The organism is uncultured Meiothermus sp. (assembly GCF_937863175.1).
Taxonomy (GTDB): domain Bacteria; phylum Deinococcota; class Deinococci; order Deinococcales; family Thermaceae; genus Meiothermus.
Window position 1 is genome coordinate 1 of the sequence record NZ_CALMCQ010000169.1, and the last position, 10,684, is coordinate 10,684.

The 10,684-nt window shown below is 62.7% G+C and carries 7 protein-coding genes; 2 read left to right on the forward strand and 5 right to left on the reverse strand.

From position 1 onward, the window contains the following. Positions 1-189 precede the first annotated feature (189 nt). The 5 genes from Q0288_RS06425 to Q0288_RS06445 all read right to left on the reverse strand — a co-directional run bounded on the left by Q0288_RS06425 (position 190) and on the right by Q0288_RS06445 (position 8,846). A complete protein-coding gene (locus Q0288_RS06425; RefSeq protein WP_299428884.1) occupies positions 190-2,736 on the reverse strand; it encodes a hypothetical protein in 2,547 nt (848 codons plus the stop codon). 248 nt (positions 2,737-2,984) lie between these two features. Next, positions 2,985-5,516: a hypothetical protein gene (locus Q0288_RS06430; protein ID WP_299428886.1), complete on the reverse strand. Its 2,532-nt coding sequence runs from the start codon at positions 5,514-5,516 to the stop codon at positions 2,985-2,987. A gap of 481 nt (positions 5,517-5,997) precedes the next feature. Then, positions 5,998-7,722, reverse strand: a complete 1,725-nt coding sequence (locus tag Q0288_RS06435) for a hypothetical protein (protein ID WP_299428888.1) — start codon at positions 7,720-7,722, stop codon at positions 5,998-6,000. Positions 7,723-7,976: 254 nt separating this feature from the next. Beyond that, positions 7,977-8,186: a hypothetical protein gene (locus Q0288_RS06440; RefSeq protein WP_299428890.1), complete on the reverse strand. Its 210-nt coding sequence runs from the start codon at positions 8,184-8,186 to the stop codon at positions 7,977-7,979. A 69-nt stretch (positions 8,187-8,255) separates the two neighbouring features. Beyond that, positions 8,256-8,846, reverse strand: coding sequence for a hypothetical protein (locus Q0288_RS06445; protein WP_299428892.1), 591 nt, complete (start codon positions 8,844-8,846; stop codon positions 8,256-8,258). Between the two features lie 400 nt (positions 8,847-9,246). Here Q0288_RS06445 and Q0288_RS06450 point away from each other — a divergent pair, with 400 nt between their 5' ends. Further along, positions 9,247-10,020 carry a metallophosphoesterase family protein gene (locus Q0288_RS06450; RefSeq protein ID WP_299428894.1) on the forward strand — a complete coding sequence of 258 codons (774 nt, stop codon included), beginning with the start codon at positions 9,247-9,249 and terminating at the stop codon, positions 10,018-10,020. A 26-nt stretch (positions 10,021-10,046) separates the two neighbouring features. Next, on the forward strand, positions 10,047-10,684 hold a 638-nt coding region (locus tag Q0288_RS06455), incomplete at its 3' end, for a hypothetical protein (RefSeq protein WP_299428896.1).

Below are 10,684 nucleotides of genomic sequence, written 5' to 3' on the forward strand. Positions count from 1 at the left end.
GTCCGGGAGGGGGGTGCTCCAGGATTCAAAAAGATGGCCTCCGGGTCTCGGGGTTGGAAGATGATCTTTTTGAATCCGGTATAACTCGTTTTGGCGCCCGGTTTCCGGTTCTCTAATGGCGCCGATGGTGGAAGGTTGGGGGCGAGGCCGCTAAACCCGATGGACGATCGCCCCTGCTGAGCGTCTGACTTACGGGCGAGTGTTGGGCAGACTGCTGGGGTTGGGCAGGTTGAAGGCCACCCCGATCAGGCCCACGCCATCGGTGGCAACACTGATAGGTTCTGGGGCAGCACCGCGCAGGTTGAGCGTATTGCGCCCGTGGTAGGTCTCGTTATTACCCACATACCCCCGCACATCCAGCCGGTAGAGCTTGCCCCGGCGGTCGGTCAGGGCCAGAGCCGCCATACCCGTGTCGGTGGGCAGGACTTCCACGTTGTTGTTGGCCGCTACCCACAGGTAGCCTGCCCGGTCGAAGGCCAGTCCAAAGGCCTGTTGCAAGCCCCTGTCCAGCCCAGGGCCGGCGCCCAGGGTCAGGCGGTGGCTGACCGTGGCCGTCCGCCACGAAGCGCCTGGGGTCAGGTTGGAGCCTGCCAGCGGTACGCGCAACAGGGTTTCGGGAATGCTGTTGGCATCGCGGTAGAAGTCGCCGCTGCCCCCCGCGTTGCCGCCAAAGTCGCCGATCCAGAGGGCCCCGCCGCCGGGCTCGAGCGCCATCGTGACCGGCTTGATAACCGCGCCATAATCGCTACCGGGCAGGCTAATGTCCAGGCGAATGTCCACCCACTGGCTGAGGCTGCTCTCGGTCAGGGTCACGTCTCCACCGTTGCAATCGCCACTGGCGGCATAGGAAATTCGGCTGGCATGGAGGCGGTTGAGAAATGAACGCTTGACCGGGGAGGTCTCGCCCGGACGCGGCCCCTGGTAGCCCCCTGAGGTAAACCAGAGGTTGCCCGAAGGGTCGAAGGTCAAGGCATGGGGAATCAGGAAGGGGCGGTGGTCTGCGTTCTGACCAGGGGTATTCAGCACGTAGCTATACAGCCCGGTGCCGGGCCCCCAGATGCGGGTTCCGGCACTGTCAATTCTGCCTGGCGCAGCCCGTAGCTCGCTGGCCCGCACACAGGCCAGCAGACCCAGATAGTCGTTGACCACCCAGAGGTTGCCGTAGGCGTCGAAGGCCAGGTCGGCGGGCTCGTTGCCACTCACCTCCATCTGGGGACTGGGCGTGGCCCCCGAGGGCCAGCCCCACACCCCGCCGTCAATATGCGTATTGCCAGGTGCAGCTTCGGAGAGCTGGTTGTTTCGCAGGTTGGCCTCGCTGATCCGCACGATGCGGGCTGGGCTCGAGGCGCTTACATACTGATACAGCACATACAGGTTTCCTTCGCGGTCGAAGGCGATGCGGAAAGGTCCGTGGCTGGCGGTGGGGCTTATGAAGCTGGTAAAGCTGCTTGCGCCGTCGGCCAGCGAGTAAGCCGCACTCAGTTCGCCGGTGCTGGTGCTGCCCCGGCCCCCGTTGCTAAAGCCCCCGTTGCCCGCCACCCAGATCCGCCCGGTTCCGCCTCGAGCCGTCCAGCCTGACAGGCTGGTGTCTGGCATAGGACTGGCACTGCTGCTCTGCACCGGGGCCTGGCCCCCTACCAGGTAGCTATCCACCCACGCGCCGGGCCGCACCGCGCGGGCGGTTACGGTGTAACTGCCAAAGGCCAGCCCCTCGAAGCGCACCGGGCCGGGGCCGGTGCGGGTGCGGGTCTGGTTGCCCGGTTGCAGGGTCACGGTAGCGGCGTCTGCCGCATCCAGACCCGACAGGTTCACGGTGATGGCCGAGTTGGAAGCGGTGTAGCTCAGGCTGCCGCTGCCCACCCCGCCCACCGGCACCTCCAGGCTCAGGCTGGTCGCGCTGGGCTGCCAGGTCACGCCCGCAGCAGTCACGGGGGCAGCGGTAAGGGTGTACCGACCCGCCGGCAGGCGGGCATAGGTCTGGCTGGCATTCAGGGTTTCGAGCAGGCTCCCGTCGGGCCCGCGAACCACCACCCCAGCCGTAAAGTCGGGGACACCCTGCGGGGGAGCAATGTTCACGCTTAAGCCTCCAAAGCCCTGGGCGTAGCTCACGGCTGCGCTGACTTCCTGGCCCGCCACCACCTCCACGCTCTGGCCCGACTGCCAAAGGGTGTAGCCGGGAGGCGGCGCAATGGGTGTGAGGGTATAGGTGCCCGGCTCGAGGTTCAGCACAACATCTGCGCTCAGACTCTGCGAAAACCCATCGCTTCGGGTGACCTGCACCAGCGGTGTAAAGCCCGCCAACGACGGCAAGACCGAGAGACCCAGGCTCAGCCTGCCGGTCGCAACCTGATACTCCACCGAGACCCGGCGGGTCTGGCCCGCCGCAATCTGGCTGCTGCCGTGGGTCTGGGCGCTGGACGAAGCCGATACGACCTCAGCATCCACCCGTATCCGGGCGCGGTAGGTGTAGCCGCCATCCGGCGTGATGGCATGGGCGGTAATGCTGTAGCTGCCGGGTTGCAGGTTGGAAAGGCGGGCCGGCCCGGCAGCATCAAAACTGCGCTGGAAGTCGGGGCCGCTGACCGTGACACTTGGAAGGAAGTCGGCAGGAGTGGAAATTTCGAGCTCGAGGGTACCGGTGGTGGGTGGCGGGGTGCAGGCCGAGAGTGCCAGGGCCAGCAGTCCAACGGAGCCTGAATAGCGAACAAGACGACGCGAAGCAGAAAAAGGCTGCACCCCGACAGGTTAGGCATACCGGCGTAAAGGCGGCGTTATAGGTTTTTTGCGCTTCCAAACAGGGTTTTGCCCAGTCCATAACCCCCGCTGGGCCCGACCCCGGCCCAGCCCGCAACGGCATAACGCTTTGCGTAACGCCAAACGCCCCGCCGTCTGCAGGAGTTGCGCCACCCGCAGCAGACCGCACACCCCAACCCACTCAGACAGAAAACCCCTCGCGTTTGCGAGGGGCCAGAAAACAGCCAGAACTAGCGGTTGAAAGCCACACCCACAAAACCAACGCCCGCTGCTGGAGCGCTGATGGTTCGGGTTGGGGTCACGTTCTGCACCGCCCACTCCGCCAGGCTGGTGTTCCGGGCGGGAACCGTGAGCCGGTACAACTTGCCAAGCCGGTCGCTAGGGCCGGGGCTGGTGTCGGTGGCTCCTAGTTCCACGTTGTTGTTGGCGGCAATCCACAGTGCCCCGCTCTTGTCCAGGGTCAGGCCGAATACCTGTTGCAAGCCAGTGCTGGCTGGGCCGGGAGTCTCAGTGAAGCCAATGCTAACGCGGTGGTCAATCTCCGCTGCCCGCAAGTTAAACCCGTCGGGAGCAGGTCGGGCCGAGGTGACATCGGTATTGGTAGCATTCAGCGGTACCCGGATCAGGGTCTCCTGATCGGCGTCGGCGTCGCGGAAGGCTGGACCCGAAAGACCGTTGCTACCGCCAAAGTCGCCCACCCAGAGCGAGTTGGTGCTGGCCTCATAAACCAGCGTGACCGGCTTGAGGATACCTCGAGCCCCTGCCCCAGGAGCAGAAACCGGGCTAGCGGTGCCTGGTGTACTCTCATAGACCCTAGCGGCATTGCTGATGTCCATCCGCACTGGAATCGCAGTCGCGCTCAGATTCTGTGGGCTAGAGCCACCAGAACAAACCAAAGCGGAAGCGTTGATCCGGCCCAGCAAGGCCCGGCGGCCATAGCTGACGGTCTGGGCAGGGGCGCTGCCGCTCACCACATCGGAGCGATAATCGCCTGCCGTAAACCAGAGGTGACCAGCCCCATCAAAGACTATGGCGTGGATGTTTTGGGTCAGTGTGTAGCTATCTTGGGGCCGTACCCGCACATCGGAGGTATAAACCGCACTGGCCGTCGTTACATTGCCGGTGCCGGCCAAGGCCGCGCTGGCAATGCAGACCAGACGGCCTTCAAAGTCGTTTACCACCCACAAATTGCCACTGGCATCAAAGGCCATATCGGCGGGCTCGGGGTCGGTGCCGAGCGCATCGGAGGTGATAACTTTGTTGCCCGGGGCGGCCTCGCCAAAGATACCCTGGGCCAGGTTCGCGGCACTGACCCGCACAATGCGCGGGCGGCTCAAAGCTCCTGGTCCGTAGGGGCCAATGAACTGATACATGGCATACAGGTTGCCCTGGGCATCAAACTTGATGCGGAACAGGCCCACAGCGCCCAGACCGCCGGTGCCGGTGAGGGCGACCAGGCCAGGTGTGGTCTGGGTGAGTTCGAAGTCGGTGATGGTGTAAGCTGCATCCTCTCCAGGAGTACCGTTGTTGAAGGCCCCGTTGCCCGCCACAAACAGCCGTCCGGTCAGGCCGTCGTTAAAGGTAAGGCTTGCGGTCGCACTGGGGGACGAGCTGCTTACGCTGGCCGACAGGGGGTTGCTGGTGAGGTCGCTGTCCACGATCTGTCCAGCGACGCGAACCGGCTGGCCGATGGCAGCTCCGAAGGCGCTGATAGCGTAGCTGCCGAATCGCGGTAGCGTAAGGCTCACCGGGCCGGTAAACGGCATCGTGCGGCTGGTGAGGGTCTGCGTGACGGGTGCGTCGGTTCCCTGCTGTGCGGAAACGATCAGACTGGGTGCCGTGCCAATCGGGGGGAGACCCGACAGGCTCACGCTCAGGGTGGGGCGGCTGTAGGTGAGGGTGGCCGTGTCGGTGCCGCTCGAGGTGATGTTGAGGGTGGTTTTGGAAAGCGCAAAGGCGTAGTCCTGGCTGCCGTTGTTGGTAATGGCGTTGGCGGTGATGGTATAGGTTCCGGGGGCCAGGTTGGGGAAGTTCACCGGGCCGTTGCTGGTGAAGGTGCGGTGGATGGTGGTGGTTCCTTGCACCAGCGAAACCGTTACATCGGTGGGCAGTGCTGCCACCAGACCCGCGACCGTGAGGGTGGCGGTGCCGGGGTTGAGCGCGTAGCTCACATTCACCAGCGCCTCTTCGCCTACCGTTACCGTTAATGTGGCCCCGTTCTGCGCACTGGCGTAGGTAGAGCCGCTCTCGGTGCGGTTGGGGGCCTCGATGGTGTAGGTTCCAGCCGGGATGTTCTCGAGTACCGTCTCGGCGTTGATGGGTGCGGCGTTGAGGTTGGTGTTATCCGGCCTCTTAATGTTGATTCCCGCACTCAGACTGGAGGGCAGACCGGCAATGGTAACCCGAATCTTGCCGCTGACTGCGGCATAGTTGACCGCAAACGGGGTGGTTTTGCCGGCTTCGACCCTCAGGGTCGCGCCGCTGCCGTTGTAACCAATGCCGCTTACAACCTGCTCGTTGACCCGAACCGTGTACTCACCGGGCTCGAGGTCTTCGACACGGGTAGAGCCCGTAGCGGTAATGGTTGCCCGCACGGTGGTATCGGCGCCGGGGCCGGTCACCTGTACACTGGGGGTCATGCCGCTGGGTGCGGTGACGGTGATTTCCAGAGTGCCCTTGGTGGGCGCAGGCCCAGGACAGGCGGTCAGAATCAGCGACAGAGCACCAGCCGTCAGGAACCAGAGCGTTCGTCTTAATTGCATGCGTATCCTCCTGATGCAGAGAGTAGGCTTTGGGGCGTAATCCACCCGTTATAAGTGTTTTTGCGATACGAATGGGCCTTTAATGCTCTTCATAACCTGGCTCCAACAGCCCCTGCAACCAGCAACCTTCCAATAACGGCTTCTGTAACGAAGCAGCTTACAGACTGGTTTGAAGAAACAATCGGGCAATTTTGTCTGGGACAACGTATTGTTAATTCTCAGTACCGTTTGGCTCCGCTTTGCGCCGGCGTAAGCCCGGTTGGCAGGGCAGTTGAAGCGGCGAACCCGGCAGATCAGGCGTTAATGTTTGGTCAAAAAAGGGAGGGAGCCTCTGGCTCCCTCGAGGTGAAGCATCTCCAGGTCAGGAAATTGTGCCAGGGCAGGGGCCGGGCCGCCAGGCCGCGCCGCTGCAAACCCCAGAAGTGCAGCGCGTACAACCATCCCCCCAATTTCTATCGTGGGTGCACCGGATCCCCTTTGCCTATCGCAAAAAGGGTGGGGTGCTGGCATTGCCCAGGTTGAAGGCCAGGCTGGTAACCGGCCACGAAGCCGTGAAGCTCTTTTCCACCGTGGCCGAGACCGCTCCAGAACCGGAGATGGCATTGAGGGCAAATACGCTGCTGCCCCCCGCTACCCACAGACGCCCCCTGGAATCGAAGGCCAGGCTGGTGGGGGCCAGGCTGGGCTGGCCGGTTACGGTTACGGTTCTCAAAATGCTGAGGGTGGTGGCGTTGGCGTCAACTTCGATCAGGTTGTTGCCGGTGCGGTTGGCCACCCAGAGGGAGTTGCCGGAGGGGTCGAGGGCGATGTCGGCGGGTTCACCGATGGTGGCCGTTACGGTGTAGTTGCGTTCACCGGACGCAAGTTCGGGGGTTTGGGGGGTCTGCGAGACCGGGTTGAGGTTGGGGCAGGTCAGGCTACCGCTGGCAATCCGGGTCAGGCGACGGGCCGCAGTGGGCGCCGTGACCACAGCGCCCATCCAGAGGTTGCCGGTACGGTCGAAGGCCAGGCTGGTCGCACCCGCCACCGCTGCGCCATAGTAGATGATGCCGGGCGTGCCGATATTGCTACCGGGAACTGCTGCAGCAGCGGCAAGGTCGGCAGCAGAGTAGCAGATCAAGCGGCCTGCCGGCGTAGTTGCGGGAATTGGGCCACCATTGGTTTCAATCCGGGCCTGGCTGGTGGGGTCTACAAGCCACAGGTTGCCACTGGCGTCGAGGGCCATATCGGTCGGAGCGGTGAGGTTGCGGTCACGGCAGGTTCCTCCAGCACAGCCTCCCGTAAACTCGAAGAAGCCATTGGTGATGACAAAGTCCACCGGTGTGGTGGCGATGGTGCTGGCGGCTACCGGGGAGAAACGGGTGATCAGGGTCTGGATGGCGTTGGCGGTAGTACCCCGAGCAAGCTGGAACAGGTTTCCACTGCGGTCGAAGTTGACCTCGACGATGGCCGTGTCGGCGCGATTCTGCGAAACCGCCGGGGTTGCCGACTGGAGGCTGGCCTCACTCACAAAGGCAATCCCGCTGGGGGTGTCGGTTGCACCCACCCCGGCCAGATACAACCGACCCGTGGCCGGACGGGCTGTAAACGCACTGGCTTCAACCACTGCAGGGGCGGTGACACTGGCCGAGAAGCTCGAGAGGCTCGCGGCGATGGTGGTGGGGGTACCCACAACCGCCAGCACACTGACGTTATAGGTTCCATTGGGGACATTGAGATTAACCGAGCCGTTGCCGCTCAGGCTGGTATCCTCGGTGGTGGTTCCATCCGAAGCCCTGGCCCGTACAATCACCCGCTGGGTATTGGTTGGAACATTACCGACATTGACCTGTAGACCGCTCAGAGCGGGTGAATAGTCCACCGTAACGGTGGTTCTGGTATTGGCCGTGACCGCAGCGGTTGCGGTACTGGAGGTTCCGGGGGTGGAACCCACCGATACCCGCGCGCTGTAAGTGGTACCGCCTGCAGTGACATCCTGGGCCGTAATGGTGTAGTCGCCCACACCGGCTGAATCGAACGACCTGACCCCGTCCTGGCTGATGGTCTGGCTAAAGCCCCCAGGGCCGCTAACCAGGACATTCGGGCTAATGCCTGAGCCAGCCGGAATATTGACCGTGATCTCGAGCTGTCCTTTTGCCCCAGTACCACCCGATGGGCAGGCCGTGAGCAGCAGTGCGAGCAGTGCCAGGAGGGCTGTCCAACGCATATTCACCATGTAACTCCTTTCCATTTGGCTTTTTTGAGCCATTGCCGAGCCAATTCTAGCCTTTCGGGTTGCTCAGGGTTGTCCAGATGAGCGTTACGCTCGAGGTTAAGCCAGGTTTCAAGGCAGGCCAGGGCCTATGCGAGCAGTGGGTCGGGTTTTCCGAAAGGAGACACCCGTTCCCTGGCCAAAAATGCCCTGACTGGCGACTTTCTCCGCTGAGGGCGCGGATCAAATTGCGAAAGCGGTGATACAGCCTAAAAGCGGATCACGGCCTCGTCCACCTTGCCCAGGAGGAGCATGGAGGTGATGGTGGCCGCGGTAAGAATGATCAGTACCAGGGCCATGCCGACATAGCGGAGGTCGGCCCCTTCGCTTTCGACCTCGAGGGCGCGGGGGCGCAGGGCCAGGTACAAAAGCCAGGTGACCAGAATCGAGCCGAGGGTAAACAAGATGGCAAACAGCACTCTATTCCTCCTAGTGAAGGGGCAGGGGCCCCGGCAAAGCGGGTAGTCGAGGGCCCGCCGGTCTGTTGGCTAGCGCATCCGCCATGCCCCAAGCAGGGTCTCGAGACTCCTATCTAAGCCTACCAAACCCAGGCCATAAGTGGGTATACCGTTCTCCCAGCCGACGGCGCCCACCCGTGGCCCCTCGAACGTGGGCAACGAGGCCGGGGCCGGGGCTTCCCAGGGGGCATAGGCCCTCACTTCGTAGTAGGTAAACTCGGGTCGCAGCGCCACCTCGAGGTGTCTCGCCTCGAGCGGATCCTCCCAGGCTACCCACTCCCCCTCCGCCACTTCTTTGCGGCCAGGGTAGGCCAGGCCCAGCCCTTCCCCCGAGCGCACCACCAAGGCCCGGCGGGGGTTGGCCCAGTGCAGGGCTCTGGCAAAGGGAACCAGGTGGTCTTCGGAAATATCCAGCCCCAAAACAATGCGCCCTTTGAACTTCCTGGGTAGCTGGGGAAGCACCTCTTCAACCATGGAGTTGCTCATCCAGAGCAGCAGGGTATCGCCCCCATATGAACCCTCGAGCCAGGCATAAAAGCTGCCAAACTCATCTACGAAGGTTCGGGTGCGTTCCACCAGCAGCGCTTCAAGCCAGTTGGTATGCGTCATGATGGTTTGCACAATAGCAGAATATCCGCAGTCACAGGTATATTTGTCGCCAGGAGACCCCCGCGGGAAGTCCACTGGGTAGAGGAACTACCCCAGACCCCAACCGGAAAGATACAACGGTTCAGGCTACAGGAGTCGGGGCACCCTCGCTCAGTCATATCCAAACATATCTAGCATATCCAGGGTTCGGTTGACCCCCCGGCCTGGAAGGGGCCGCTCAGCGTTTTTTTTGCAGGTGCCTCCTCGCTCGGGGGCTGCTGGTCGGCCATTCAGACCTCTGATGGAAATGGCCCGACCGCCCGTTTTTGGGCTGCTAGCATGAAGGCTAAGCCTATGGCCAGGGTTGTTCGACCGAATCACCTCCCGGGTTTCACAAAGCTTTTCCATAGAAGGTGGGTATGATTGGAGTGCTGTGCGCTACCTGATTGTTTCCGATCTTCATGGCAACTGGCCTGCCCTCGAGGCTGTCCTCAAGGAGGCCCGTAGCTACGACCAGGTGCTCTTTCTGGGTGACGCAGTGGGCTACTACCCCGACATCAATCGGGTGCTGGACTGGTTGCGCTCAGTGGATGCCCGGGGGGTGATGGGCAACCACGACATCTGGTTGCTGGAGATCAAGTCCATGCAAATTGAAGGGCCTGTGCTGGAAATTTTGTCCTGGCAGGCCGAGCGCATCAGCCCCGAGAACCGCGAGTACCTCTCCCGGCTGCCCTGGACCGCCGAAGTCGAAGGTGCCCTGATGGTGCATGGCAGCCCACTCGACCCGCTGGCCTATCTGGAGGAGGTCGAACAGGCCCGCGAGGTCTTCAATAAAGTCAGCCACCGCTGGATTTTCCACGGGCATACCCATCTGGCCGGAAGCTACCTGAGCCTGGGAAACACCGGCGTACACGGCCAGACCACCACGGCTGCCGCCAGCACGCCCAAGGGGCAGTGGGTGCGTTACCAGCGCTACGCCAACGGCGGCGAACTGATCGTCGCGCCAAAGGCCCGGGCCATCATCAACCCCGGCTCGACCGGCCAGCCCCGGGACGGCGTGACCGGTGCGGCCTATTCCATCTGGGACTCCAGGGAAGACACGGTGGAATTTTTTCGCGCCAAGTACAACCTCGAGCACGTACTTTCGCGCCTTCACAACGAGCAGTTCCCCATGTGGCTCTACGAGCGGCTGGTGCTCGGAAAGTGAGCGAGGGGTAAGGGATAGAAGGGGAAATGCAGATCCTTGGTCACCAAAGAATTCTCGAGCTGCTGCCCAGGCTGCGTTCGCAAACATTCTTGTTCTCCGGCCCAGAGGGTGTGGGACGCCGGACAGTTGCGGGGTGGTTTGCCAGGGGGCTTAACTGCCCACAGGGGTTTCCGCCCTGTGGCCGTTGTGCATCCTGCCGTCTGGAACTACACCCCGACTATCTGGAAATCGCGCCGGAGCGCGAGACCAGGACGGGCAGAAAAGCCCGCGTTCCGCAGATTCGCCTCGAGCAAATCGCCCCCCGTGAGGGAAGCGAGGAGCAAAGCCTGCTGGACTGGATCGCCACCTATCCCCGCTTCAAAACCAAGGTAGCCGTCATTGACGGGGCACACTGGCTGGGTGAACCCGCCGCCAATGCCCTGCTCAAGGTTCTGGAAGAACCCCCGGCTTTTGCCCGTCTGATCCTGGTAGCCCCCAGCCGCGAACAGGTGCTGCCCACCCTGGTCAGCCGGAGCCTCGAGGTCACTTTCTCGCCGCTACCCGAGGCCCTGCTGCAAACCCTGACCGCCGACCCCGAGGTGCTGGCTTTTGCCCAGGGGTCTGTGGGCAAAGTGCGCTGGGCGCTCGAGCATCCCGCCGAGTTTGGCAAGTTATCCAGTCGTAC

Bases quoted from the DNA above. Each gene is read 5' to 3' on its own strand.
- Q0288_RS06435 (WP_299428888.1), bottom strand. From the start codon at position 7,722: ATGCGTTGGACAGCCCTCCTGGCACTGCTCGCACTGCTGCTCACGGCC.
- Q0288_RS06430 (WP_299428886.1), bottom strand. From the start codon at position 5,516: ATGCAATTAAGACGAACGCTCTGGTTCCTGACGGCTGGTGCTCTGTCG.